Source organism: Nonomuraea solani, from assembly GCF_900108335.1.
GTDB lineage: Bacteria > Actinomycetota > Actinomycetes > Streptosporangiales > Streptosporangiaceae > Nonomuraea > Nonomuraea solani.
In genome coordinates this window covers 188,930-215,315 of record NZ_FNVT01000022.1, presented here as the reverse complement: position 1 = coordinate 215,315, position 26,386 = coordinate 188,930, and the positions used below count along the sequence as shown (strand labels likewise).

At 69.7% G+C, this 26,386-nt stretch carries 23 protein-coding genes; 14 read left to right on the top strand and 9 right to left on the bottom strand.

Features of this window, described 5'->3' with window-relative positions; genetic code table 11:
• Positions 1–265: 265 nt before the first annotated feature.
• Positions 266–1,822, top strand: coding sequence for an FHA domain-containing protein (locus C4V41_RS49380; RefSeq protein ID WP_103963005.1), 1,557 nt, complete (start codon positions 266–268; stop codon positions 1,820–1,822).
• A gap of 120 nt (positions 1,823–1,942) precedes the next feature.
• Here the strand turns inward: C4V41_RS49380 and C4V41_RS49375 are convergent, their stop codons facing one another.
• The 3 genes from C4V41_RS49375 to C4V41_RS49365 all read right to left on the bottom strand — a co-directional run bounded on the left by C4V41_RS49375 (position 1,943) and on the right by C4V41_RS49365 (position 5,218).
• Positions 1,943–2,857 (bottom strand): SDR family oxidoreductase, encoded by a 915-nt coding sequence (locus C4V41_RS49375; protein ID WP_103963004.1) that lies wholly within the window; start codon positions 2,855–2,857, stop codon positions 1,943–1,945.
• A gap of 471 nt (positions 2,858–3,328) precedes the next feature.
• On the bottom strand, positions 3,329–3,799 hold the full coding sequence (locus C4V41_RS49370) for a hypothetical protein (protein WP_146104084.1): 471 nt from the start codon (positions 3,797–3,799) through the stop codon (positions 3,329–3,331).
• Between the two features lie 327 nt (positions 3,800–4,126).
• Positions 4,127–5,218: a GNAT family N-acetyltransferase gene (locus tag C4V41_RS49365; protein ID WP_235030869.1), complete on the bottom strand. Its 1,092-nt coding sequence runs from the start codon at positions 5,216–5,218 to the stop codon at positions 4,127–4,129.
• A 55-nt stretch (positions 5,219–5,273) separates the two neighbouring features.
• Between C4V41_RS49365 and C4V41_RS49360 the strand changes: the two genes are divergently transcribed.
• From C4V41_RS49360 to dop, 6 genes are all read left to right on the top strand, one after another.
• On the top strand, positions 5,274–6,125 hold the full coding sequence (locus C4V41_RS49360; protein WP_103963002.1) for a tRNA (adenine-N1)-methyltransferase: 852 nt from the start codon (positions 5,274–5,276) through the stop codon (positions 6,123–6,125).
• Positions 6,126–6,329: 204 nt separating this feature from the next.
• The gene (gene arc / locus C4V41_RS49355; protein WP_103963001.1) at positions 6,330–8,093 is read left to right on the top strand and encodes a proteasome ATPase; all 1,764 of its coding nucleotides are present in this window, start codon (positions 6,330–6,332) and stop codon (positions 8,091–8,093) included.
• 126 nt (positions 8,094–8,219) lie between these two features.
• Complete coding sequence (hypF, locus tag C4V41_RS49350; protein WP_103963000.1) at positions 8,220–10,526, top strand: carbamoyltransferase HypF; 2,307 nt, start codon at positions 8,220–8,222, stop codon at positions 10,524–10,526.
• A gap of 22 nt (positions 10,527–10,548) precedes the next feature.
• Positions 10,549–11,568 carry a pyridoxal-phosphate dependent enzyme gene (locus C4V41_RS49345; protein WP_103963025.1) on the top strand — a complete coding sequence of 340 codons (1,020 nt, stop codon included), beginning with the start codon at positions 10,549–10,551 and terminating at the stop codon, positions 11,566–11,568.
• Positions 11,569–11,634: 66 nt separating this feature from the next.
• Positions 11,635–12,732, top strand: coding sequence for an acyltransferase family protein (locus C4V41_RS49340; protein ID WP_235030868.1), 1,098 nt, complete (start codon positions 11,635–11,637; stop codon positions 12,730–12,732).
• A gap of 86 nt (positions 12,733–12,818) precedes the next feature.
• Entirely contained in the window at positions 12,819–14,333 is a 1,515-nt protein-coding gene (gene dop / locus C4V41_RS49335) for a depupylase/deamidase Dop (RefSeq protein ID WP_103962998.1), read from the top strand.
• Positions 14,334–14,336: 3 nt separating this feature from the next.
• Here the strand turns inward: dop and C4V41_RS49330 are convergent, their stop codons facing one another.
• Positions 14,337–14,741, bottom strand: a complete 405-nt coding sequence (locus C4V41_RS49330; RefSeq protein WP_103962997.1) for a hypothetical protein — start codon at positions 14,739–14,741, stop codon at positions 14,337–14,339.
• Between the two features lie 147 nt (positions 14,742–14,888).
• On the opposite strand from C4V41_RS49330, the gene C4V41_RS49325 reads away from it, so the two are divergent.
• On the top strand, positions 14,889–15,098 hold the full coding sequence (locus C4V41_RS49325) for a ubiquitin-like protein Pup (protein WP_103962996.1): 210 nt from the start codon (positions 14,889–14,891) through the stop codon (positions 15,096–15,098).
• 349 nt (positions 15,099–15,447) lie between these two features.
• Positions 15,448–15,789: an endonuclease VII domain-containing protein gene (locus tag C4V41_RS49320; RefSeq protein WP_146104083.1), complete on the top strand. Its 342-nt coding sequence runs from the start codon at positions 15,448–15,450 to the stop codon at positions 15,787–15,789.
• Between the two features lie 86 nt (positions 15,790–15,875).
• Here C4V41_RS49320 and C4V41_RS49315 read toward each other — a convergent pair whose 3' ends face one another.
• From C4V41_RS49315 to C4V41_RS49295, 5 genes are read right to left on the bottom strand one after another with little or no spacing between them, the layout of a single operon-like run.
• A complete protein-coding gene (locus tag C4V41_RS49315) occupies positions 15,876–16,910 on the bottom strand; it encodes a DNA polymerase IV (protein ID WP_103962994.1) in 1,035 nt (344 codons plus the stop codon).
• Between the two features lie 20 nt (positions 16,911–16,930).
• The gene (locus C4V41_RS49310; protein WP_103962993.1) at positions 16,931–17,986 is read right to left on the bottom strand and encodes an ABC transporter ATP-binding protein; all 1,056 of its coding nucleotides are present in this window, start codon (positions 17,984–17,986) and stop codon (positions 16,931–16,933) included.
• Positions 17,983–18,801 carry a carbohydrate ABC transporter permease gene (locus tag C4V41_RS49305; protein WP_103962992.1) on the bottom strand — a complete coding sequence of 273 codons (819 nt, stop codon included), beginning with the start codon at positions 18,799–18,801 and terminating at the stop codon, positions 17,983–17,985. The genes C4V41_RS49310 and C4V41_RS49305 overlap by 4 nt, the downstream gene beginning before the upstream one ends.
• A complete protein-coding gene (locus C4V41_RS49300; protein ID WP_103962991.1) occupies positions 18,798–19,718 on the bottom strand; it encodes a carbohydrate ABC transporter permease in 921 nt (306 codons plus the stop codon). The genes C4V41_RS49305 and C4V41_RS49300 overlap by 4 nt, the downstream gene beginning before the upstream one ends.
• Positions 19,693–21,060 (bottom strand): extracellular solute-binding protein, encoded by a 1,368-nt coding sequence (locus C4V41_RS49295; RefSeq protein ID WP_103962990.1) that lies wholly within the window; start codon positions 21,058–21,060, stop codon positions 19,693–19,695. The genes C4V41_RS49300 and C4V41_RS49295 overlap by 26 nt, the downstream gene beginning before the upstream one ends.
• A gap of 287 nt (positions 21,061–21,347) precedes the next feature.
• Here C4V41_RS49295 and prcB point away from each other — a divergent pair, with 287 nt between their 5' ends.
• The 5 genes from prcB (at position 21,348) to C4V41_RS49270 (ending at position 26,372) form a co-directional block, all read left to right on the top strand.
• On the top strand, positions 21,348–22,124 hold the full coding sequence (gene prcB / locus C4V41_RS49290) for a proteasome subunit beta (protein WP_235030867.1): 777 nt from the start codon (positions 21,348–21,350) through the stop codon (positions 22,122–22,124).
• Positions 22,125–22,145: 21 nt separating this feature from the next.
• Positions 22,146–22,970, top strand: coding sequence for a proteasome subunit alpha (gene prcA / locus C4V41_RS49285; RefSeq protein ID WP_103963024.1), 825 nt, complete (start codon positions 22,146–22,148; stop codon positions 22,968–22,970).
• 336 nt (positions 22,971–23,306) lie between these two features.
• Entirely contained in the window at positions 23,307–23,831 is a 525-nt protein-coding gene (locus C4V41_RS49280; protein WP_235030866.1) for a hypothetical protein, read from the top strand.
• 140 nt (positions 23,832–23,971) lie between these two features.
• Positions 23,972–25,330, top strand: coding sequence for a Pup--protein ligase (gene pafA, locus C4V41_RS49275; RefSeq protein ID WP_103962987.1), 1,359 nt, complete (start codon positions 23,972–23,974; stop codon positions 25,328–25,330).
• 97 nt (positions 25,331–25,427) lie between these two features.
• On the top strand, positions 25,428–26,372 hold the full coding sequence (locus tag C4V41_RS49270) for an FKBP-type peptidyl-prolyl cis-trans isomerase (protein ID WP_200824768.1): 945 nt from the start codon (positions 25,428–25,430) through the stop codon (positions 26,370–26,372).
• Positions 26,373–26,386 lie beyond the last annotated feature (14 nt).

Below are 26,386 nucleotides of genomic sequence, written 5' to 3'. Positions count from 1 at the left end.
CGATTTCTGCGATGCGACGACTGGCCGATAGTGTGCTGTTTGGCCAAACTTGCACGGGTTAAGGGGTTTTGTTGCGGTCCACCGGTTCACCGAATCGAGACGAGACGGCCGCGGCGCGGCCACTTCGTCTGGGTATGCGTATGGCTGGTGGCCAGCACGGCAGTGCGGGTGCCGTAATAACGCCGGCTTCCGGGGAGGAGAGTTGAGTGACCGAGCGCAGCGAGGGCACCGATGAGCGCAGCACGGTCGTCATGAGGGAGGACGCATGACCGCCCAAGGCTTCGGAGTGGTGCGTCCGCTTCCTGGAAACGGGCTGGTCGCCTACATGGGCGGGCTGCTGCTCGTGTGCGCCGCCGACGAGTCCGCCGCCGGCGACCTGCTCGACGCGCTGCGCGACACGGCCGCCTCCGGCGGCGACGGCAGGGCGCTGGCCCGCCGCGCCGCGCAGGTGCTGGCGGCCAACATGGCGGGCGACCCGGCCACGTGCGCGGTCGCGGGCCCCGTCGGCGGCGGCGTCGCCGTCCTGGTCAGCGGCTCGGCCGCGGCCACCATCGGCAGCCAGGGCGGCGAGACGCGGCTGGCCGGCAGCGACTCGCTCACCTGGGCCGACCGCCTCGTCACCGGCCCCGTCGAGCGCGTCGAGCTGAGCCTGCCCGGCGCCGGCAGCCCCCACCCCGCGGTCCGCTTCGAAGGCGGCGTGGTGCACGGCGGCGGCCTCATCGGCGACTTCTCCGACCAGCCCTCCGCCGCCCCGGCGCCGTCCAGGCCACTGCCCGGCGACCAGCCCGCCTCGGCGCCGGCGCCGTCGAGGCCGCTGACCAGCGAGATGCCCGCCACGGCCTTCCACATCGAGGCCGACCTGATCCAGCCGCCCGCGCCGGTGGAGCGCCCGCCCGTGGAGCGCCCGTCGGCGCCGCAGCCCGTGGAGCGCCCGCCCTACCCGCTGGCCGACCAGCCGCCGATCACCCCCGGCCCGCCCTCAGGCCCGCAGCCGGTGGAGCAGCCGTCCTACCACACCCCGTCGGACCAGCCGCCCTACCACACGCCTTCTGACCAGCCCCCCTACCTGCAGGAGCCCTCCTACCTCCAGGAGCAGCCCCCCTACCTGCCGCCGCAGGACCAGCCGCCACCCCTGCCGGAGCAGCAGCAGTTCCCGTCCTACGACGAGCCGCCGCCCTCGGCCAACGGCGCCGACCAGCAACTGCAGCAGCACATGGGCCCGCCCGACCACTACGACCAGCCCGCGCCCCCGCTGCTCGGCCCGCCCGACCATTACGACCACCCCGGCCCGCCCCAGCCCCCGCCGCAGCCTCAGCAGCAGCAGGACCAGCAGGCCGACCACGGCGACCGCCCGCTCGTCTACGGCGTCGACTGCAAGAACGACCACTTCAACGACCCCCGGGTGCCCTACTGCGCGGTCTGCGGCATCGCCCTGGTCCAGCGCACCCTCGTCCCCTACAAGGGCCCGCGCCCGTCACTGGGCGTCCTCGTCCTGGACGACGGGACGGCGCTGCCCCTGGAGAGCGACTACCTGCTGGGCCGCGACCCGGAGCGTGCCCCGGAGGTGGCCGGCGGCACCGCCAGGCCCGCCAAGGTCACCAGTCCCGACGGCTCGGTCTCCCGCCGCCACCTGCGGGTGGCCCTGGACGGCTGGGACGTCAACCTGGTCGACCTGGGCTCGGTCAACGGCACCCAGATCCAGCCGCCCGGCGACCCCAACTTCTACGACATCCCACCGAACGAGCCGGTGACGATCGCCCCGGGCACCACGGTCCGCGTCGGCGTCTCCCGCACCCTCCGCTTCGAGGCCCACCGGGGCTAGCCCCCGGCACGAACGCCCGCGTCCCGGGATGGGGACGCGGGCGTCGGCCTTTTCAGGCGTGGACGCGCCCTCGCACCGAACCGCGAATACCATCCGCCCCTGCTCGGTCGCTCTGGCCGGTCAGCCCGGGCGGGTCAGGAACTCTCGGGCGCCGCGCAGTCTGGTCCTGAGGCGTCGCCGTGTGGCCGTGCAGTCCAGGCGGACGTCGAGCGGGCCAGGGACGCCGAGGTCGGCGCGGCGGCCGGTGGGGAGGCGGGCTTCGTCGAGGCCGTCCCGGCGGGCGATGAGGACGCCAAGCTCGTGGCGGCTCACGGCGTCGGCCCCCGCCACGTGGTGAACCCCCGGGTGTTCGCCGATCGCGATCTCCAGCAGCGCCTCCGCCAGGTCGTCGACGTGCACGGGACAGCGTACGTCGTCCGTGAACAGCACCCCCGCACCGCGTCCCGTCGCCAGTGACCGCACCATGGCCTCGTGGCCCGATCTGCCGTGCCCGACGATCAGGGACGTTCTGACGATCGCGGCCCCCGGCAGGACGGCCCGTACGGCCGTCTCCGCCGCCGCCTTGGCCGCCCCGTACGGGCTGATGGGGTCGGGCGGGCACGTCTCGTCGTAGCGGACGTCCGCGCCCGAGAAGACGGCGTCGCTGGAGACGTGCACCAGACGCCCGCCCGCCCCGGCGACGGCCACGGCCACGTGCGCGCCGCCGTCCGCCGTGATCGCCCAATCGTTCTGACGGTACGCGGTGTTGATCGTCACGTCCGGCCGATGCGAGCCGAGCAGGGCGGTCACGTCGTCGCGCGACCGCACGTCCAAAGGCAGCCACGTCACCTCGGAACCGTGCGGATTCCCCCCAGGGCGGCGTTCCCCACGCTGGATCGGTTCGGCCGCCGGGTGTCCCTCGGGTGCTCCGGGCCCGGCGGGGGAGGGGCCGGGGTGGGTCAGGTAGGTGGCGGCCACCTGGTGGCCCGCCGCCGCGCAGACCCGTACGAGTTCGCCGCCCAGAAAGCCGCTCCCACCGATGATCAGCACCCTCACGGACGGTCACGTTACTCCGTCGGGGGCCGCCTCGTACGGCCGGGTCCTGCGCATATCGCACGAGATGAGGGCATATCGGGTGATGTTGCCCCACGAACGCCCGGCGGGCACGCAGGTGATCACTTATTTACGCGCCCAAGTCCCGCCAGGGGAGAAAGACGGACACAGGTACGGGGGCATGGAGTCGGATCAGTTGTCAAGATTTCGGAGGCGTGGGGCGGAGGCGAGCGGGGGCCGGGAAGGTCGGCAGGGGCGGGGGTTCGGAGCATGGGGAAGGCGCGGAGAAAGTTGTATTACGCCTACTCGCGAGATATCCGGAATTTGTGGCTTTACTCGGGAATTGGGGAAGGTTTTTCGGGAAGCGGAGGCCGGAAGAATAGGGGAGCGTGGGGGATATTTCGGGAAAAGGGATGCGGTAAGGGGGTGTCCTGTTCCCGGGGATTCGGTCTGTAGGGAAAGAGCCGGGGAAGGCTAGACCGGTCGGAAAGCCCGTACGCCCCGTAACAGGCGCACCGCCGCCTCCAGCCCGCTCGCCGCCTCCAGCGCCCGCCCCGCCGCCGTCGCGAACCGGCTCAGCAGATGCTCGTCACCCTCCCCGAACCCCCGCCCCGCCACCCACACGAACGTGTGGTCCCGCGCCGCCATCGGCACGGGAGTGGCCAGGAAACCCGGCTCGCCCACCGTGACGTCGCGCGCCAGCCGTACCGTCACCGAACTCGCCGCCAGTTCCTTCAGCACCCCCGACTCGGCCAGCCACGGCCGCACCCGCAGGGGATCCCCGGGCGGCGCGTGCACATGGACGGAGCACGCCTCCTGGCGGAGCGGATCCACCCGCACGAACCCCGCGTAGGCGGTGCCGGCGACGGCGGCCGCGGTATGCGCGAGCCGCTCGGCCAGCTCCACCGCCTGAAGGCAGGAGAACGAGGTGATGAGTTCACGCATGGCGGTATCGACACGGTTGTAAGGCATCGCGGTGATCCCTCAAGGCGGAGGGGCGAGATCGCGCGGCCCGATCGCGCGACACTCAAGTGCGGGTGCCCTGACTATCGCCCCCGACGCCGCCCTTGACTAGCCCTCAACAGGAAATCGGAATTGTGGGTCTTGGCGCCGGGAGCACGGCCGTCGCAGGTCCCCGCGCTCGTGCCGTGCCCGTGCCGCCGTACCTTCGTGTCCGCTCTGCCGTACATCCGTCACCGGGACGGCTAGGAGCGGGCGGCACGGCCAGGGCTGGGAGGGCCGTGCTGGGAGGGGCGTGCTGGGAGGGCCGTGCTAGGAGGGCCGCAGCCGCGCCCACACCACCTCGTCGGCCCGTGTGCCGTCCGGCCTCGGGAACAGCTCACGGTGCACGCCCTCCCGCCGGAACCCCGCCCGTTCCAGCACCGCCTGCGACGCCTTGTTCGCCACGTCGGTCCCCGCCACGATCCGGTGCAGGCCGGTGTGCGCGAACGCCCAGTCGGTCAGCAGGCCGACCGCCCGCGACATGTACCCCTTGCCACGGAACGCCGGCACCAGCGAATAGCCGATCATCGCCTGCCCCACCACCGGGACGACCTGCCTCAGCTGCAGATGCCCCGCGAACGCCCCCGACGCCGCGTCCCTGACCGCCAGCTCGATCCGCTGTCCCGAGGCCCACCAGTAGCCGGTGTAGCGGCAGCGCCGCTCGTCGTCGGCCAGTGTCGTGGTCTCCGCCATCGAGAACGCCGCCACGCTCGGCTCGGCCAGCATCCGGTTGAAGTGCTCCGCGTCCTCCAGAGCCAGCGGCACCAGCCGGACCACGCCGTCGGACAGCTCCCCGCCCTCGAAGAACGGCAGGTACGGCTCCACGGGCCCGGCGAGATCCCCCTTGAGCCGGCCGAACACCACGAAGTCGGCGAACCGCCCGTCACGCAGCCGCTTGGCCTCCCGCCTGCGCCCCTCCTCGTGAAAGCCCGCCTTGTACGCCACCCGCAGGCTCGCCACGTTCTCCACCTCGGCCTCCAGCTGGACCCGGCGCACCCCGTGGTCGAACAGCCAGTCGGTGATCGCCCGCGCCGCCGTCGAGGCCACGCCCCCGCCCCGTGCCCACGGCGCCACCAGGTAGCCCAGCTCGGCGACGTCCCAGTGGTCCGGCGGACGTACCGTGACCAGACCGGCGAACCGCCCCTCGCGGGTGATCGCGAACGTCGCCCCGCCGCTCTCCCACCGCTCGGCGGCACCCCGCACGTAGTCGAGCGCGTGCTCCAGCAGGAACGGCCGCGGCAGCAGCGGCATGAACCGCGCGCTCACCGGGTCGTCGCACATCCGCGCCAGCTCCCCGGCGTCCGCCTCGGCCAGAGGTCTCAGGATCAGAGCGCCGGTGGAGATCATGTCGCGCGGGAGCATCCCCCATAGATATCGCGCGTCCGGACGCGCCCGAAAGCCCTATAACCTTGCCGCCATGGGTTTCCGCAGGCATGGGCCTTTCCAGGTGGGCGATCAGGTGCAGCTCACCGACCCCAAGAACAAGCGCCACACGATCACGCTCAAAGAGGACGGCGTCTTCCACACCCACAAGGGCGCCATCCCGCACAGTGAGCTGATCGGGCAGCCGGAAGGCTCGGTCGTGCGTTCCTCCGGCAATACCCCGTATCTCGCCTTCCGTCACCTGCTGCAGGACTACACGCTCGCCATGCCGCGCGGCGCGGCCGTGATCTACCCCAAGGACGCCTCGATGATCGTCGGCATGGCCGACATCTTCCCCGGCGCCCGCGTGATCGAGGCCGGCGTCGGCTCCGGCGCGCTGACCTGCTTCCTGCTGCGCGCCGTCGGCCCCGAGGGCCACGTCACCTCCTACGAGCGCCGCCAGGAGTTCGCCGACGTGGCGAGCAAGAACGTCGAGAAGTTCTACGGCGGCCCGATGGACGACAACTGGCGCCTGGTCGTCGGCGACCTCGTGACCTCGATCGACGAGGTCGACGTCGACCGCGTCATCCTCGACATGCTGGCCCCCTGGGAGTGCGTCGACGCCGCCGCCAAGGCCCTCACGCCGGGCGGCGTGATCTGCTGTTACGTGGCCACGACCACGCAGATGTCGAAGACCGTGGAGGCCATTCGCGATCACGGGTGTTTCACCGAGCCGCATGCGTGGGAGACCCTGGTTCGCGACTGGCATGTCGAAGGGCTCGCGGTAAGACCCGATCATCGGATGATCGGCCACACCGGTTTCCTCGTCAGCGCCCGCCGCATGGCCGACGGCGTGACGCCGCCGCCGCGCCGCCGACGACCGAAGGGGACCACCGAGGAACTATGACAATTTGGCCACGAGGGTGCGTTCGTGCGTGACACGGGAACAGATCGCCGTGTTCATATGCTGGGAGTATTAAACGCACTATTGGGGATTATTCAACGAATACTGAATGTCACTCGACGAACACTGCCCGGCCAGGTTACGGAGGGGCCCGAGATAGGTAAGGTCCTTAGTAGTCGCCCTCGACTGGGAAGGAGGTGACGGGGCGTGGCAGCTCGCGATGATGCTGAGGCTCGAGCCGCGCAGCGCGAACGGGAGGTCGCTGATCTTTCAACACAGGTCTCCTTCCTCCAGGAGGAGATCACCGCGCTGAGGCGGAAGCTGGCCGAGTCACCCCGTCAGGCCAGGGTCCTCGAAGAGCGTCTCCATGAGGCACAGGCGAATCTCGCGGCCGTGACCGGCCAGAACGAGCGCCTGGTCGCCACACTCAAGGAGGCCCGGGACCAAATCGTCGCTCTCAAGGAGGAGGTCGACCGGCTGGCGCAGCCGCCATCCGGCTTCGGCACCTTCCTCGAGGCCAGAGAAGACGGCACGATCGAGGTGTTCACCGGCGGCCGCAAGCTGCGGGTGAACGTCAGCCCGGCCGTCGACGTCGACTCGCTGCGGCGTGGCCAGGAGGTCATGCTCAACGAGGCGCTCAACGTGGTCGAGGCACTCGGCTACGAAGAGGTCGGCGAGATCGTGATGCTCAAAGAACTGCTCGACGAGGGCAAGCGGGCCCTGGTCATCTCGCACGCCGACGAAGAGCGCGTCGTGCGACTGGCCGAGTCGCTGGTCGGCCAGCCCATCAGGGCCGGCGACTCGCTCCTGCTCGAACCTCGCTCCGGCTACGTCTACGAGCGCATACCCAAGTCCGAAGTCGAAGAACTCGTGCTCGAAGAGGTCCCCGACATCTCCTACGAGGAGATCGGCGGCCTCATGCGGCAGATCGAGCAGATCAGGGACGCCATCGAGCTGCCCTACCTGCACGCCGACCTGTTCCGCGAGCACAAGCTCCGTCCCCCGAAGGGCGTGCTGCTCTACGGCCCGCCCGGCTGCGGAAAGACGCTCATCGCCAAGGCCGTGGCCAACTCCCTGGCCAAGCAGGTCGCGGAGAAGACCGGCCAGTCCGGCAAGAGCTTCTTCCTCAACATCAAGGGCCCGGAGCTGCTCAACAAGTACGTCGGCGAGACCGAGCGGCACATCCGCCTGGTCTTCCAGCGGGCCCGCGAGAAGGCCTCAGAGGGCACCCCGGTGATCGTGTTCTTCGACGAGATGGACTCGATCTTCCGCACTCGAGGCTCCGGCGTGTCCTCCGACGTGGAGAACACCATCGTTCCTCAGCTGCTGTCGGAGATCGACGGCGTCGAGGGCCTGGAGAACGTCATCGTCATCGGCGCCTCCAACCGCGAGGACATGATCGACCCGGCGATCCTGCGGCCCGGCCGCCTGGACGTCAAGATCAAGATCGAGCGGCCGGACGCCGAGGCGGCCAAGGATATCTTCTCCAAGTACCTGGTCTCCGATCTCCCGCTGCACCCGGATGACCTGGCGGAGCACAGCGACTCCCGTGAGGGCACCATCCTGGGCATGATCCAGAGCGTCGTCGAGCGCATGTACACCGAGAGCGAAGAGAACCGCTTCCTCGAGGTGACCTACGCCAACGGCGACAAGGAAGTCCTCTACTTCAAGGACTTCAACTCCGGCGCGATGATCCAGAACATCGTCGACCGGGGCAAGAAGATGGCCATCAAGCAGTTCCTCGAAAGCGGCCAGAAGGGCCTGCGGGTGCAGCACCTGCTCACGGCCTGCGTGGACGAGTTCTCCGAGAACGAGGACCTGCCCAACACCACCAACCCCGACGACTGGGCCCGCATCTCCGGCAAGAAGGGCGAGCGGATCGTCTACATCCGCACGCTCGTCTCCGGCAAGCAGGGCACCGAGGCCGGCCGGTCCATCGACACGGTCGCCAACACCGGTCAATACCTGTAAACATCCCGGACGGGAGGGCCGCGCGGACGAACCCCGCGCGGCCCTCCCGCCTTTTCCCGCGCGGCGACACGTCCCGACACGGCCGATACGCATGCACGTCACCCCGATGAGGCGCACACTGGGCCTGTGACCACGCTCAAACGGGTCGACGTGCACGTCGAAGGCATCGTCCAGGGGGTGGGCTTCCGCCCCTTCGTCTACACGCTCGCCAACCGGCTGGGCCTGGCCGGGCACGTGCGCAACGACGTCAACGGCGTGCACATCCAGATCGAGGGCGCGCTCGACGGCGTCGAGGAGTTCCTGACCGCCCTCGAACGCGACGCCCCCGCCCTGTCCGAGATCGAGCGGGTCACCATCGTCAGCGCCGCGCCCGCCGGCCACAGCGGCTTCACCATCGCCGCCAGCGACCCCGCGGGGCCGCGCCGCGCCCTCGTCTCCGCCGACACCGCCACCTGCGACGACTGCCTGCGCGAGCTGTACGACCCGGCCGACCGCCGCCACCGCTACCCGTTCATCAACTGCACCAACTGCGGCCCCCGCTTCACCATCGTGCGCGGCGTCCCCTACGACCGGCTGCTCACCACCATGGCCGGCTACGGCATGTGCGCCGCCTGCGCCCGCGAATACGACGACCCCGGCGACCGCCGCTACCACGCCCAGGCCACCTGCTGCCCCGACTGCGGCCCCCGGCTGCGGTTGCGCGACGCGCGCGGCACCGAACTGTGCGGCGATCCCATCGCCTGCGCCGCCACCCTGCTGCGCGCCGGGCGCGTCCTGGCCGTCAAGGGCCTCGGTGGCTTCCACCTGGCCGTGGCCGCCTCCAACGAACGCGCCGCCGCCGCGCTGCGCGGGCGCAAGCACCGCGAGGAGAAGCCGTTCGCCGTCATGGTGGCCGACCTCGCGCAGGCCCGGCGGCTGTGCGAGGTCGACGAGCACGCCGCCGCCCTGCTCACCGGCCGCGCCCGGCCCATCGTGCTGCTGCCCCGCCTCGCGGAGAGCCCTGCCGCCGTCCCCGCTGCCGTCCCCGCTGCCGCCCCCGCCGTCGCCCCCGCCGTCGCGCCCTCCGTCGCGCCCGGCAACCGCAGCCTCGGGCTCATGCTGCCGTACACGCCGCTGCACCATCTCCTGCTGGCCGAGCTCGGCCAGCCCATGGTCCTGACCAGCGGCAACGTCTCCGACGAGCCCATCGCGTACGAGGACGCCGACGCCCTCACCCGGCTCAGCGGCGTCGCCGACGCCTTCCTCATCCACGACCGCGGCATCCACACGCGCACCGACGACTCCGTCGTGCGCACCATGGCCGGCCAGGCGACCCTCCTGCGCCGCGCCCGCGGCTACGCGCCCGAGCCGCTCGCCCTGCGCGCCCCCGCGCCCCGGCCCGTCCTCGCCTGCGGCGCCGAGCTCAAGAGCACCTTCTGCCTGGCCCACGGCCATCGCGCCTTCGTCTCCCAGCACATCGGCGACCTGGAGAACTACGAGACGCTGCGCTCGTTCGTCGAAGGCGTCGACCACTACTGCGGGCTGTTCGGCCTGAGCCCGGAGGTCGTCGCCCACGACCTGCACCCCGAATACCTGTCCACCAAGCACGCCCTCGAACTCCCCGGCGTCGAACTCGTCGGCGTCCAGCACCACCACGCCCACATCGCCTCCTGCCTCGCCGACAACGGCGACCCCGGGCCGGTGATCGGCGTCGCCTTCGACGGGCTCGGCCACGGCGCCGACGGCACCCTGTGGGGCGGCGAGTTCCTCCGCGCCGACCTCGTCTCCTTCGAACGGCTCGGCCACCTCGCCCAGATCCCCATGCCCGGCGGCACCGCCGCCATCCGGCAGCCCTGGCGCATGGCCGCCGCCTACCTGGGCGACGACCACCCCGGCCTCGAAGTCGTCAAACGCAACGCCGACCGCTGGGCCGACGTGCTCGGCCTCGCCGCCGGCGGCCTCGACTCGCCCCTCACCTCCAGCGCCGGCCGCCTCTTCGACGCCGTCTCCGCGCTCCTCGGCGTCCGCGACAAGATCACGTACGACGGGCAGGCCGCCATCGAGCTCGAACAGCACGCCGACCCCTCCGAGCCCGGCGCCTACCGCGCCACCATCACCACCCGGGGCCCGCTCGTCGTCGAGGGCGGCGACCTGGTCCGCGCCGCCGCCGACGACCTGGCCGCCGGCGTGGACGGCCGCCTGATCGCCGGGCGCTTCCACCACGGCGTCGCCGACGCCATCACCCGCTCCTGCGTCATCCTGCGGCAGTCCACCGGCCTGACCGCCGTCGCCCTGTCCGGCGGCGTCTTCCAGAACCTCCTGCTGCTCGAACGCACCGTCGGCCGGCTGCGGACGGCCGGGTTCCGGGTCCTCAGGCACCAGCGCGTGCCGCCCAACGACGGCGGCGTCAGCCTCGGCCAGGCCGCCGTCGCCGCCGCCCGCGACCGGTCCTGACCCCACGCCTAGCATGGCGATCATGGAGTACCTCAACCCCGCCCGCGCCCCGTACACCGCGCACGACCGCGCGCTCATCGGGATCGGGCACGCCCGCCGGGCCCGCGCCCACTTCGCCGGGCGCCCCGCCTACCGGCCCACGCCCGTCCACACCCTCCCCGGGCTCGGCGGGACACGGGCCGCGTACGTCAAGGATGAGAGCGGCCGGATGGGGCTGGGCAGCTTCAAGGCGCTCGGCGGCGCGTACGCCGTCCACCTGCTCGCCGGACGGGACGGCGGCGGCACCCCGTTCGTCTGCGCCAGCGCCGGCAACCACGGCCTGTCCGTCGCCTCAGGAGCCGCCGAAGCGGGCGTGGAATGCTTCGTCTACCTCAGTGACGGCGTACCCGAGGAGTTCGCGCAGCGGCTGCGCGCGCTCGGCGCCCGGGTGCGGCGCGACGGCGGCGACTACGACGCCAGCATGGCCGCCGCCCTGAGAGCCGCTCAGGAGCGCGGCTGGCGGCTCGTCGCCGACAGCTCATGGGAGGGCTACACCGACGTCCCGCTGGACGTCATGCGCGGCTACAGCGTCCTGTTCGACGAACTCACCGACACCCCCACGCACGTCTTCGTGCAGGCCGGTGTCGGGGGGCTGGCCGCGGCGGCCGCCGGATACGTACGCGACCGCTGGGGCGAACGGCCCAGGATCGTCGTCGTCGAACCGGAAGGCGCCCCCTGCCTCATCGAGAGCGCCCGCGCCGGCACCCCCGTCCGCGTCCAGGGCGCCCCCACCACACTCGGCCGGCTCGACTGCCGCGAACCCTCCCTCATCGCCCACCGCCTCCTGCACCGCCTCGCCGACCTCTACCTCACCATCACCGACGATCAGGCCGCCGCGGCCGCCGCCCTGCTCGCCGGCCGCGGCGTCGCCCTGTCCGGCTGCGGTGCCGCCGGAGCCGCCGGACTGCTCGCCCTCAGCCCCGCCGCCCGCACCGCCCTCGCCCTCGACGACACCTCTCGCGTGTTACTGGTGGGAACAGAGGGACCGGTGGAACCAAAGTGATCAGAGCTACGTCAAAGGGGCGTGCATCCACCCAACCGGCCGAAACACGCCCGGGGGGACGGCCGGTTGGCCGAACTCGACCTCCTGCGCTTCCTCGCGGCCTTGGCCGTCGTCGCCTTCCACTACCTGATCGCGTACGCGTCCGTCTGGGGTGACCGGCCCGCCGAGCTCTTCCCCGCCCTGGCGCCCATCGCGGGACTCGGCATCCTTGGCGTCGAACTGTTCTTCATCATCAGCGGATTCGTCATCCTCATGAGCGTCTGGGGGCGCGGCCTCGGCGCGTTCGCCCGCTCCCGGCTCGTCCGCCTCTACCCCGCGTACTGGCTCAGCCTCGCCGCCGTCGCCGCCCTCTACGGCCTCACCGGCGCCAAGGCGCTCGATCCAAAACTTTCACCAGGCGACTACCTGCTGAACGCCACCATGTTCCAGCGGCTGTTCAAGGTCACCGACGCCAGCGGCGTCTACTGGTCGCTCTGGGCCGAGCTGCGCTTCTACCTGCTCATGGCCATCCTGGTGATCGTCGGCGTCACGTACGGGCGCGTCCTCGTCTTCGCCGGCGTCTGGCTGGCCGCCGCCGGGGCCGTCAAACTCCTCGAACACCACGAGCTGCTCGACAGCGCGCTCGTCCACGAGACCGTCATGCCCGACTACGCCCCCTACTTCATCGCCGGCATGGCCCTCTATCTCATCCACAAACACGGGAGTTCCTGGCTGCCCTGGCTCTACGTCGCCGCCGCGTACGGCCTTTCCCTGCACTCCGCGCTCGGCCGCGTGCACCGTCGCATCGAGGGCGCCGGGTTCAAGAACATGCCCGTCACCGACCTCGGCGTGATCATCACCATCACGCTGATCTTCGCCCTCATGGCGCTCATGGCCCTCGGCGTGCTCCGGCTCAAATCCTCCAAAGTCCTCACCGCGCTCGGCGGCGTTACATACCCGCTTTACCTGTTCCATAGCGTCATCGCCGTGGCCCTCATCCCGGTGCTCACCGGGGACCTGCCCCCCTGGGCGGTCGCCACCGTGACCACATTGGCCGCCATCGCGGTGTCGTATCTCGTCTACTCCTTTGCCGAACGCCCCATCCAGCGGCTACTCAAGCCCCGCAGATCAACACAAACCCCATCAGCTCCCGCCGTACAGGTGGAAAAGGCGTCGGTGCCATAACTCTGTGGCCTCGGGGCACTGTGAAGGGCATAGGCTCGGGCATATAAACGGCGGATAGACAGACCCGGACGAACAGAGGGTGTTGCATGACGGTGCGTCGGGTGATGGGCATCGAGACCGAGTACGGCATCTCCGTACCAGGTCAGCCAGGCGCCAACGCGATGGTGACCTCCTCACAGGTGGTGAACGCCTACCTGGCCGCCTCGGCGGCCCGCGCGCGCAGAGCACGATGGGACTTCGAAGAGGAGAACCCCCTCCGCGACGCGCGAGGCTTCGACCTCGCCCGCGAGGTCGCCGACCCCAGCCAGCTCACCGACGAGGACCTTGGCCTGGCCAACGTCATTCTCACCAACGGAGCCAGGCTCTACGTCGACCACGCCCACCCCGAATACAGCTCGCCCGAATGCACCAACCCCCGGGCCGCCGTCATCTGGGACAAAGCCGGCGAAAGAGTGATGTACGACGCCGCCACCCGGGCGTCCGCCATCCCCTCCAACGCCCCCATCCAGCTCTACAAGAACAACACCGACGCCAAAGGCGCCTCCTACGGCTGCCACGAGAACTACCTCATGCGGCGCGCCACCCCCTTCGCCGACATCGTCCGCCACCTCACCCCCTTCTTCGTCTCCCGCCAGGTCGTCGTCGGCGCCGGCAAAGTCGGCATCGGCCAGGACTCCCGCGGCGAAGGCTTCCAGATCAGCCAGCGCGCCGACTTCTTCGAAGTCGAGGTGGGCCTCGAAACCACGCTCAAGCGGCCCATCATCAACACCCGCGACGAACCCCACGCCGACCCGGAGAAATACCGGCGCCTCCACGTCATCATCGGCGACGCCAACATGAGCGAGATCTCCACCTACCTCAAACTCGGCTCCACCGCCCTCGTCCTCGCCATGATCGAAGAGGGCTTCCTCACCCGCGACCTCGCCGTCGAAAACCCCGTACAAGCACTCAGGGCCGTCTCCCACGACCCCGCCTGCCGCTACGAGATCCCCATGCGCGACGGCCGCAAGCTCACCGCCGTCCAGCTCCAGATGGAATACCTCGAGCAGGCCCGCAAATACGTCGAAGAACGCGGCACCGCTCAAGACGAGATGAACAAGGACATCCTCGACCGCTGGGAATCCGTCCTCACCCGCCTCGCCGAAGACCCCATGCAGCTCTCCCGCGAACTCGACTGGGTCGCCAAACTCGAACTCCTCGAGGGCTACCGCACGCGCGACGGCCTCGCCTGGTCCCACCCCAGACTCCAGCTCGTCGACCTCCAATACTCCGACATCCGCCCCGACCGCGGCCTCTACAACCGCCTCGTCGCCCGCGGACGCATGCAACGCCTCGTCACCGAGGACGAAGTCCAGCGCGCCGTCGAAAACCCGCCCACCGACACCCGCGCCTACTTCCGCGGCCGATGCCTGCGCCAATACAGCGAAGCCGTCGCCGCCGCCTCCTGGGACTCCGTCATCTTCGACATCCCCGGCCGCGAGTCCCTCCAGCGCGTACCCACCCTCGAGCCACTCCGCGGCACCAAGGCCCACGTCGGCGAACTCTTCGACCGCTGCCGCACCGCCGCCGACCTCGTCGCCGCCCTCACCGGCGGCGAATGACCCCTAGAGCAGGCCGATCCCCAGCGTCAGCGTGCCCGCCGCCAGGCACACCCCGCCCGCCGGCACCAGCCAGATCAGCCTGCTCGGCTTCGTGTCGCCCGGGCGCACCACCGACAGGAAGAACCCCAGCGGCATCAGAATCGGCGCCGCCACCAGCAGCGTCCTCGTCAGGCCTTTGAGCGCCTCCGGCAGCGCCGCCTGATCCACGTACAGCATCGCCACCAGAGCGAACAGCACCAGCACGCCCGCGTGCGCGTGACCCGCGCGCCACAGGCCGCGGCGGACCGGATTGTCCAGGTAGCCGGGCACGTCCTTCATCAGGAACGACAGCAGCGACATGCCGCCGAAGGCGACCAGTGGGACTGTGATGAGGAGCACACCTGCCGTGCTCAGGGACGAAGGGGACATCCTGCACCTCCTGTAGGAGCGGAGGTTCATTATTGGATAGCAAAGCTATCTAGTCAAGCCGGCAAGATCGCTGGGCGTTCGGCGCGAAATGTCGCTCGGTTCGGGGAAGATATGGGCTAGAGGCAGTCCCCCAAGCGGAGGTAGGACATGGCAACCAAAGACACCGGCGGGCAGAAGCAGGCCGGTCGCCGCGAGAGCGAAGTCGAGGAGACCGAGGCCTCGGCGCAGCCGGACGTCCAGGAGCGGCAGGAGAAGCTCACGGACGACGTCGACGCGATTCTGGACGAAATCGACGAAGTTCTCGAAGAGAACGCAGAGGAATTTGTCAGGTCGTACGTCCAGAAGGGCGGACAATAGGGAATAAATCGGACATCGCTAGGAAGGGGAGGGTTGTGGAGGCGCCGGACGGGGTCGAGCGGTGTCCCGAATGCGGGGAGGAGAAAGAGGTCTCCGCGTTCGGGCGCAATAAGCGCCTGCCCGACGGGCCGGCGCGATATTGCAGAAGCCGCTTCCAGCGGCGTCACGTGGAGAGCTACCGCAAGCGTAAGGAGCGGCAGGGCAAGTCCGTGCGTGAGCGGGTTGAGGTGCCTGAGGGGCAGAAGCACCGTCCTCGGTGCTCGGAGATCAAGTGGTTGCCGACTTCGGTAAGAACAGGTCGCAGAAGGATGGCCTCACTGATTACTACAAGTCGTGTCACAACGAGGTCATGCGGGAAAACCGCGCCAAGAATCACGGCAGTACACGCAACTATCACCTGAAGCGCCGTTACGGCATCACCGAGGACGACTTCGAGCGCATGCTCGCCCGTCAGGGCGGGCTCTGCGCCATCTGCCAGGTCGTTCCCGGGGTGTTCGTCGATCACTGTCACGCCACCGGCCTGGTCCGGGGCGTGCTCTGTTTCAACTGCGACAACGGGCTCGGCCACTTCGGTGACAACACGGTGTCGCTGAAGTCGGAGGTGCTCTGGCCGGAGTTCGTGGTGCCGCCTCAGGGGCGTGTGGCGGGGCCGGTGGCGCCGACGCGGGCTTATCACCTGAGGTCGAGGTGACGGAGGCGGAACTGCTGGAGCCGGTCGCGGCGGAGGAGGGGCTTCGGGCGGAGTTCTATGCCGTGGTGGCGCGGGTGGGTTAGCGGTTATTTTTCCGGCATCGTGTATTCGATGGCGATGCCGATGAGGCGGACGGGGCGGTCGAGGGTGAATCGGCCGAGGATGGTGAGGGCCGTCCGGGTGATGGCGTCGGGGTCGGTGGTGGGGGCGGGGAGCTTGGTCTGGCGGGTGCGGGTCAGGAACGGGCTGTAGCGGACTTTGACGGTGACGCGGGTGATGTCGCGGCCGGCTTCGATGGCGTCGCGGGTGACGTGGTGGGCGAGGTCGGTGAGGTGGCGGGTGAGGTCGCCGGGGTCGGTGACGTCGTGGGGGAAGGTGGTCTCGCGGCTGTGGCCGCGGGCGATCCAGGGTGTGGTGACGACTTCGGCTTCGCCTTTGCCGAGGGCGAGGTAGCGGTACCAGGGGCCGTTGGTGGGGCCGAAGTGGCGGGCGAGGTCGGCGGGATCGGCGGCGGCCAGTTCGGCGACGGTGTGGTGGCCGAGTGCGGCGAGTTTCTTGGAGATCCTGGCGCCGATGCCCCACAGGGCGTCGGTGGGGCGGTGGTTCATCGTCTCGGCCCAGTTTTCGCTGGTGAGGCGGTGGACTCCGGCGGGTTTGGCGAAGGCTGAGGCGAGTTTGGCCTGGTGTTTGTTGTCGCCGATGCCGACGGAGCAGGTGAGGCCGGTGCGGGTGTGGACGGCGTGCTGGAGGTCGGCGGCGAGGGCTTCCGGGTCGTCGGTGGTGGTGCCGAGGAAGGCTTCGTCCCAGCCCCAGATTTCGACGAGTACGGGAAATTCGCGCAGGACGGCCATGACGCGTTCTGAGGCGGCTTCGTAGGCGGGCGGGTCGGTGGGCAGGAAGACGGCGTCGGGGCAGCGTCCGCGGGCGGTGCGGAGGGGCATGCCGGAGTGGACGCCGTGTTCGCGGGCCTCGTAGGTGGCGGTGGCGGCGACGGTGCGGGGCTGGTCGGGGTCTCCTGTGCCGCCGACGATGACGGGTTTGCCGCGGAGCTCGGGGTGGCGGAGGAGCTCGACGGCGGCGATGAACTGGTCGAGGTCGACGTGCAGGATCCAGTTCCGCATGTGTTCAGTATGGCCGGGGGTCAGAGGGTGGTGAGGAGGGTGCCGTCGCGATAGAGGAGGGCGCGGCGGGGGACGGCCCAGGCGGGGGTGCCGATGGGAGGTTCCGCGCCTTCGGGGACGACGAGCTGGATGTGGGTGGTGCCGGTGCCGGGTTCGAGGGTGACGAGGGTGTGGGTGCCGAGGTTCTCCAGGACGGAGATGGTGCCCGGGAAGGCGTCGGGGCGTGGGGTGAGGGACAGGTCCATGTATTCGGGGCGCACTCCGTAGGTGAGGGGGTCGCCCGGGGTGAGGCCGGCGGGGAGGGGGAGGGTGGCGCCGGCGACGTGGAGTGCGCCGTCGGCGGGGTGGGCGGGGAGGAGGTTCATGGGGGTGGAGCCGATGAACGAGGCGACGAACGTGGTGGCGGGGCGATGGAAGATGTCGGCGGGGGTGCCGACCTGGATCATGCGGCCCTGTGACATGACGGCGATGCGGTCGGCGAGGGCGAGGGCTTCGGCCTGGTCGTGGGTGACGAAGACGGTGGTGACGGCGAGTTCGCGCTGGAGGCGTTTGAGGAAGGTGCGGGCTTCGAGCCGGAGGCGGGCGTCGAGGTTGGAGAGGGGTTCGTCGAAGAGGAAGGCGGCGGGGTGGCAGGCGATGGCGCGGGCGAGCGCGACGCGTTGCTGCTGGCCGCCGGAGAGTTCGGCGGGGCGGCGGTGGAGGAGCGCGGTGAGGCTGAGGCGGGCGGCGACGTCGGCGGCTTTGGCGGTGCGTTCGGCGCGGGGGACCTTCTTGACGCGGAGGGGGTAGGCGATGTTGGTGGTGACGTCCATGTGGGGGAAGATCGCGTAGTCCTGGAAGACCATGGCGACGTCGCGGCGGCCCGGGGGGAGCGCGGTGACGTCGGTGGTGTTGATGTGGACGCGTCCGGTGGTGGGGGTTTCGAGGCCGGCGATGGTGCGCAGGAGGGTGGTCTTGCCGCAGCCCGAGGGGCCGAGGAGGGCGAAGAACTCGCCGTCGGCGATGGTGAGGTCGATGCCGTCGAGGGCGTGGACTCCGCCGGGGAAGACCTTGGTGAGGTCGTGCAGGGTGATCACCGTTTGATCCCTCCGTGGAAGCGGAAGCCGTAGCGGTGGGAGACGAACAGGTACATGGCGACGACGGGCAGTGAGTACAGCAGGGAGAAGGTGGAGATGAGGTCGAGCTTGGGGGCGCCGCCTTCGGTGTAGAGGGTGTAGAGGATGACGGAGCCGGGGGCCTTCTCTGGGTCGCGCAGGAGGATGAACTGGAAGAGGAAGCCGCCCCAGACGCTGGCCAGGGCCCAGACGGCGATGGTGGCCAGGCCGGGGCGGACGAGGGGGACGACGATGTGGCGCAGGATCTGCAGGGGTGAGGCGCCGAAGACGCGGGCGGATTCCTCGTACGTGGTGGGCGTCTCGTCCATGAAGTCCTTGAGGATGAAGATGGCGGCGGGCAGGAGGCCGCCGGAGACGACGAGGATGACGCCGAGGTGGGTGTCGATGAGGTCGAGCCGGGTGGCGAGTTCGAAGATGGGCACCATGGCGGCGGTGCCGGTGACGACGGACGACAGCAGCAGGAGCAGGTAGAGCAGGGCGTCGCGGCCGGGTACGCGGACGCGGGACAGGGCGTAGGCGGCCAGCGCGGCGAGGAGGACGACGATTGCGGCGGCGCCGCCGCCCTGGATGAGGCTGTTGCGGATGGAGCCGAGCGCGTAGGGGTTGTCGAGAATGGCGGCGAAGTTGCGCAGGGTGAAGTCGGGGATGGAGGTGGTGATGGCGGGGGTGTCGTCGAAGGGGGCGCTGGCGAGCCAGAGCATGGGCAGGGTGAAGAAGGCCAGGACGACGGCGATGAAGAGGGTGGCGGCGAGCCGGCCGAGGGTGTGGCGGATCATACGGGTGGTCCCGGGGCGGCGGCGTCCTGGCGGCGGCGGCCGCGGAGGAGGCGCAGGTAGGCCAGGGCGAAGATGAGGTTGATGAGCAGGATGAGGAAGGAGATGGCGGCTCCGGCGCCGAGCTGGCCGTCTCTGAGGGCGACGCGGTAGACGTACACGGGGAGGATCTCCGAGCGGCCTTCCGGGCCGCCGCCGGTGAGGACGAACGGGGTGAAGTCGTTGAACGTCCACAGGCTGATGAGCAGCAGGTTGGTCAGGATGTGGCGTCTGATGCGGGGCAGGACGACGTCGCGGAGCTGCTGGGGGACGCTCGCGCCGGCCAGGCGGGCGGTTTCGAGGTGGGAGGGCGGGACGTTCTCGAGGGCGGCGGAGTAGAGCATCATGGAGAACGCGGTGCCGCGCCACACGTTGAAGACGATGATCGACAGCAACGGGTGGTCGAGCAGCCAGGCGAAGCCGGGGGTGTTCAGGAGCGCGTTGAGGGTGCCGTCGTCGCGGTCGAGCAGGGCGAACCAGAGGAAGCCGACGACGGTGCTGGGCAGGATCCACGACAGCAGGACGACGCCTTCGACGGCGCGGCGGACGGGTCCGGTGCGGCCGCGCAGGATCCAGGCGAGGGCGAAGCCGAGGCCGGCCTGGCCGATGATGGCGGAGCCGCCGACGTACAGGACGGTGAGCCACATCGAGGTGAGGAAGCGGGGGTCGGTGAGGGCGCCGGTGTAGTTGCCGATTCCGACGATCTGGGGGTCGGCGGCGGCGAGGCCGGTGAGGCGGTAGTCGGTGAGGCCGAGGTAGATGGTCCACAGGGCGGGGAAGATGAGGAAGACGCCGATGAGGACGAGGGCGGGCAGGACGAACGCGACGGCTCCGCCTCTGCCGAGTCCGGCGGCGTCAGCCGCTGATGTTGGCCGCGCCACCGACCAGTCCCTCCAGCTTGGCCTGGTAGGCGGCGGCCGCCTCGTCGGGGCTGGTGCCGCTGACGATGGCGGCGGTGGCCTCCTGCAGCGCGGTGGACACCTGCGGATAGACGGCGAGGCCCGGCCGGTAGGCGGTGAGGGGGAGCACCTCGTCGGCGATGTACTTGAGCATGGGGTCGGCGGTGAGGACCTCGTCGTTGACGTCGGTGCGGGAGCTGATGCGGGCCTGGCCGGCGAGCTGTGACTTGGTGGCGGGCGCGGAGTGCATGAAGGCGAGCAGGTCCCAGGCGAGCCTGGGGTTCTTGGAGAACGGGTTCAGCACGCGTACGGCGCCGCCTGACATGCTGACGAAGTCCTGGCCGCGGATGCCGCCGCCGGGCTGCCTGGCGGGGATCTTGGCGTAGCCGACGGCCTGGTCGCGGTCTTTCATGGGGGCGACGCCGGCCTGGGGTTCGATGACGGAGCGCCAGAAGTAGTCGCTTTCCGCGAGGATGCCGATCTTGCCGGCGGCGAACTGGGCGAACGACTTGTCGCGGCCTTTGGCCTCCTGCTGGAGTTTGGGGTCGCCGAGGCCGCTGCCGCCGTAGATCTGCCGGTAGAGGCCGAGGGCGTCCTTCATGGCCTGGGAGGCGCCGGTCCATTTGCCGGCGGCGTAGATCTCGGATCCGGCGCCGGCGAGGAGGGGGAGGACGCCCTGCATGGTGGTGGCCTCGCCCATGGCGGTGCCGGCGTTGAGCTGGATGGGGGTGGGGACGCCGGCGGCCTTGAGCTTGGTGCCGGCGTCGATGATCTCCTGCCAGCTCGCCGGTTGCCAGGTTTCGGGGAGGCCGGCCTTGGCGAAGAGGGTCTTGTTGTAGAACAGGACGCGGCCGTCGGTGCCCTGGGGCAGGCCGTACTTCTTGCCGTCGAAGATGCCGAGGCCCTGGACGGCCTGGGGGATCTGGGCCCAGCCCTCCCATTGCTCGACGGTGGCGCCGCCGACCTCGTTGAGGGGTTTGAGGTAGCCGGCCTGGGCGAACTCGCCGACCCAGATGCCGTCGACGTCGATGACGTCGGCGCCGGTCCTGGCCTTGAGGTCGAGGGCGATCTTGGTCTTGTACTGCTCGTCGTCGACGCCGCTGGGCTGGAAGAGCACTTTGACGTTCTGGTGCGTCTTCTCGAACTCGGGGATCAACCACTGCTTGATCCATTGGGCGGATTCGGAGTTCTTGCCGCCTTCGATGGAGTTGGCGGCGATGGTGAGGGTGAGGCTGCCCCCGCCGGAGTCTGTCCCGGTACCGCACGCGGTGAGGGCGAGAACGGTGATGGCCCCGATCAGCGCAGGCCGGCTGGGGAGTCTCATGTCGGCCTCCTGTTCAGGATGTGCAGACGTAACGACGATCGCATGGGGGGTGGCGGCCGTAAAGAAACGATCTGAACACGGACCTGTCACGCCAATGCCGCCTTTCAGGATGCCTGGCGGGAGAGGGTTCGCCGTGAGCTGATCGTGGGAAGTGCAGACAGCAACCCAACATGAGTAGGGTCGCCCTAGGAACACTGACGTTTGGAGGGAGTCGCGTGGCATCGCACAGGGATCTGCCCGTCGGCTTGGTGAACCAGCTTTTCCGGAACTCCGGAAGGTCCTCGTTCATGGAGTTTGTCGGCTCATATGCGCCTGAGTTGCTGCCCCTGCGGGACGAGGTGCTGGCCACCCCGATCGGCGACCAGGTTCCGCACGCGACCACCATCGTGACCGCCACCTACAACGGTGGCGTGATCATGGCGGGCGATCGGCGGGCGACGTCGGGCAACATCATCTCGCAGCGGGACGTGGAGAAGGTGTTCCGCGCCGACGACTACTCCTGCATGGGCATCGCGGGCACGGCCAGCACGGGCATCGAGATGGCCCGGCTCTACCGGGTGGAGCTCGAGCACTACGAGAAGCTCGAGGGCCGCACGATGTCGGTGGCCGGCAAGGCCAACCGGCTGGCCACCATGATCAGGGGCAACCTGGCCATGGCGATGCAGGGGCTGGTGGTGGTGCCGCTGTTCGCCGCCTACGACCCGGACAAGGACGAGGGGCGCATCTTCAGCTACGACGTGGCGGGCGGCCCCTACGAGCGCGACCGGTTCGACGCCATCGGCTCCGGCTCGATCTTCGCGCGCGGGTCACTGAAGAAGCTCTACCGCGACGGGTCCTCGGCCGACGACATGGTGATGACGCTGATCCAGGCGCTCTACGACGCTGCCGACGACGACTCGGCGACCGGCGGGCCCGACGTGACCAGGAAGATCTGGCCGATCGTGTCGGTGATCGACGGCGACGGTTTCCGCCGCCTGAGCGACGACGAGGTCTCCGGCTACGTCAGCCAGATGCTGGAAACCCGCATGATCTCGCCCGACGGCCCCATCGCCCCGCTGCGCTAACGGAGGATCACCACTGTGTCCATGCCTTTTGGATATGCGTCCCCTGAGCAGATCATGCGGGACAAGGCCGACTACGCGCGCAAGGGCATCGCGCGGGGCCGTTCCGTCGTGGTGCTGCAGTACGTCGACGGCATCCTGTTCGTCGCCCCCAACCCGTCGCGGGCGCTGCACAAGATCAGCGAGATCTACGACCGCATCGGGTTCGCGGCCGTGGGGCGCTACAACGAGTTCGAGGAGCTGCGGCTCGGCGGCATCCGGTACGCCGACATCAACGGCTACACCTACGACCGCTCCGACGTGACCGGCCGCGGTCTGGCCAACCTCTACGCCTCCAACCTGGGCCGCATCTTCACCGAGTCGATCAAGTCGCTCGAGGTCGAGGTCGTCGTCGCGGAGGTGGGCGAGAGCTCCGACGGGGACGCGATCTACCGGCTGACCTTCGACGGGTCGGTCTTCGACGAGCACGGCTTCGCCGCCATGGGCGGGCAGGCCGAGGCGGTGTCGACGCGGCTGAAGGAGCGCTACCGGGAGTCGATGTCGCTGGCCGACGCGCTGGAGGTGGCACTGACGGCGCTGACCGAGCCGGGAGGGGAGCGGCCGCCGGTCGGGCAGCTCGAGGTGGCGGTGCTCGACCGCAACCGGGAGCACCGCAAGTTCCTGCGGCTGACCGGGGGGCGCCTGGAGCGCCTGCTCGCCCAGACCTCCACCCCGCCGGCCACCACGACCCCTGCCCCCGCGCCCGCCGAGAACGGCACTTCCACCGCCACCTCCTCCGACGACGCCCCCACCGGCCCGCCTCCCACGGGCCCTGAGGGCGACGTGGACGACGGGTCGTCGCCGCTGTAGGCCACGCACCGAAAACCCCGACGGGGGCCGCCACGGCGGCCCCCGTCGCCGTTCCGGGGTACGGGACCGCCTTGGATGGCGTGCCCGGTGCGGCACGATGGCGACCGCTGCCGGAGACGCGGCACGATCCGGGTACGGCGGTGCGGTGGCCGGGGGCGCGGGTGGCGCGCATGTGCCTGAGATGCGGTAGCGGTGATGCGGCGGTGCCGGTGCGGTGCGGCGGTGCAGTGCGGCGGTGCGGTGTGGTGGTGCGGTTGTCGGGGTGTGGGGTTTGGTGTGATCTGTTTCACTGTGGTCGGGATGAACCCCGCCGGGTGATCGAGGATCTCAGATTGCGTGAACACTCCCTTGCGTGGCCTTCTCGCGGCCGGTGCCGCCGCTGCCGTGATGCTCACTTCCGCCGTCGCCGCACAAGCGACGACCGCGTTCCCGGCGTACAAGGCGCCGAAGATCTTCGGCACCACCTTCCAGGCCGACCCGAAGCATGACTTCACCAAGCGCATCAGCCCTCGTCACGACGGCATCCTGCGCGGGTGGATCACCGACGTGCGCGGCGGTGTGGCCGAGTACGAGCCGATCAAGTGGAAGAAGGGCACCCAGACCGAGGGCTACTTCGTGGGGCCGGCCGAGGGCCAGGTCATGGCCTACTCCTCGCCCATCGCCTCCGGCGTGGTGTTCCTGTCGGCGTTCGGGTGCAAGCCGTCCATGGGCGACCTCACCGTCAGCACCAAGACGGGGCTCGGTGCCAAGCGCTGCTCCAGGGCGGTGCTGATCAAGCGGCACGGCGCCCAGGAGCGGCCCGCTCTCATCACCGTCCACAAGGGAAAGATCGTCCAGGTTCAGGAGATCTACACCCCCTGACGCGCGTCGCGCCACCCGCGCCCCGTGGGGGCGGGCGCGGGGGGATGAAGCAGGGCATACGGGCAGGCGTACGGGCCGGGGCGGGAAAACACCTGGGAAGATCTCTCCCGCTTCCCGATCCGTGGGCATAGTGTGAGGTGATGGATCGTCGCATCTTCGGGCTGGAGAACGAGTACGGCGTGACCTGCACGTTCAGGGGACAGCGCAGGCTGTCACCGGACGAGGTCGCGCGTTACCTGTTCCGGCGAGTCGTGTCCTGGGGCCGATCGAGCAACGTCTTCCTCCGCAATGGCGCCCGTCTCTATCTCGACGTGGGCAGCCATCCTGAATACGCAACACCCGAGTGTGACAACGTCATCGAGCTCGTCACCCACGACAAGGCGGGCGAGCGCATCCTCGAGGGCCTGCTGGTCGACGCCGAGAAGCGGCTGCGCGAAGAGGGCATCGCGGGTGACATCTACCTGTTCAAGAACAACACCGACTCGGCCGGCAACTCCTACGGCTGCCACGAGAACTACCTGGTCGGCCGGCACGGGGAGTTCGGCCGGCTGGCCGACGTGCTGATCCCGTTCCTGGTGACGCGGCAGATCGTGTGCGGGGCCGGCAAGGTGCTGCAGACGCCGCGCGGCGCCGTCTACTGCGTGTCGCAGCGGGCCGAGCACATCTGGGAGGGCGTCTCCAGCGCCACCACCCGGTCGCGGCCGATCATCAACACGCGCGACGAGCCGCACGCCGACGCCGAGCGGTTCCGCCGCCTGCACGTCATCGTGGGCGACTCCAACATGAGCGAGACCACCATGCTGCTCAAGGTCGGCGCCACCGACCTGGTGCTGCGCATGATCGAGTCGGGCACGGTGATGCGCGACCTGAGCCTGGAGAACCCGATCCGGGCCATCCGCGAGGTCTCGCACGACATGACGGGCCGGCGCAGGGTGCGGCTGGCCAACGGGCGCGAGGCGTCGAGCCTGGAGATCCAGCAGGAATACCTGTCCAAGGCCAAGGACTTCGTCGACCGGCGCGGCGGCGACGCCATCGCCCACCGGGTGCTGGAGCTGTGGGAGCGCACACTGCACGCGGTCGACACCGGCAACCTCGACCTCGTCTCGCGCGAGATCGACTGGGTGACGAAATACCAGCTCATCGAGCGCTACCGGAAGAAGTACGACCTGCCGCTGTCCTCGCCGCGAGTGGCCCAGCTCGACCTCGCCTACCACGACGTGCACCGCAAGCGCGGCCTGTTCTACCTGCTGCAGAAGCGCGGCTCGGTGGAGCGGGTGGCGTCCGACCTGAAGATCTTCGAGGCCAAGTCGGTGCCGCCGCAGACGACCCGGGCGCGGCTGCGCGGCGAGTTCATCCGCAAGGCGCAGGAGAAGCGCCGCGACTTCACCGTCGACTGGGTGCATCTCAAGCTGAACGACCAGGCCCAGCGCACGGTGCTGTGCAAGGACCCGTTCCGCAGTGTCGACGAGCGCGTGGACAAGCTCATCGCCGGCATGTGAGCCAGAGGTGGCGGCGAACGTGGCGCTTCGTTTACCTCGGCCCTACCGGTGAGTCGGGTAGGGTGACGCGAATCTGACGTCTTTCCGAGGGAATCCGATGCGCCGCGCTCTGGCCGTACTGGCCGCCGTGCCTTTGCTCTTGTTCGCCGCCGCGTGCGGTTCCGACGACGGGGCGAGCACCGGCGCCTCCGCCTCTGCCTCAGCGGGCGCGTCGGCCAAATTCAAGGTCACCGGGACCGTGGGTGCCAAGCCCACGGTGGCCTTCCCGTCCGGCACGCCCGCCACCAAGTCGTCCTACGAGGTGATCCAGCCGGGCGCCGGCACCGGTGTGAAGGCCGGCGACCGGGTGATCGTCAACCTCACGGTCTGGAACTGGGACGGCAAGGGCAACGCCGTCCAGGGTTCCTCCTACGACACCAAGGCCCCGGAGACGATCGCCGTCAACGAGCAGCTTCCGCAGGTGCTGCAGGAGGGCTTCACCAAGGTCAAGCACGGCGGCCGGCTGCTGGCCGTGCTGGCCAACGACTCCGTGGCCCCGCAGCAGACGACGCAGCCGGCCGAGCCGACCAAGGTGTTCGTGATCGACGTGGTCGGCACCCAGCCGCCGGCGCTGAAGGCGGCCACCGGCAAGGAGACCGGCGACAGCATCAAGGGCGTCAAGGTCGACAACCCCGGCGGGGAGAAGGCGCCGACGCTGACCACGAAGACGGACGAGAAGGCGCCCAAGGACCTCGTCGTCAAGACGGTGATCAAGGGCACCGGCGCCAAGGTGCAGGCCAACCAGACGCTCAGCGTGCACTACACGGGCAAGATCTGGGGCACCGACAAGCAGTTCGACTCGAGCTGGGAGCGGGGCCAGCCGGCCGAGTTCGCGCTCGGTCAGGTGATCCAGGGCTGGCAGAAGGGCCTGGCCGGGCTGCCGGTCGGCAGCCGGGTCGTGATGAGCATCCCGCCGGCCCTCGGCTACGGCGACCAGGCGCAGCAGGCCATCCCGGCCAAGAGCACGCTGGTGTTCGTGGTGGACATCCTGGGAGCGTACTGACGGCTGATCTGAAG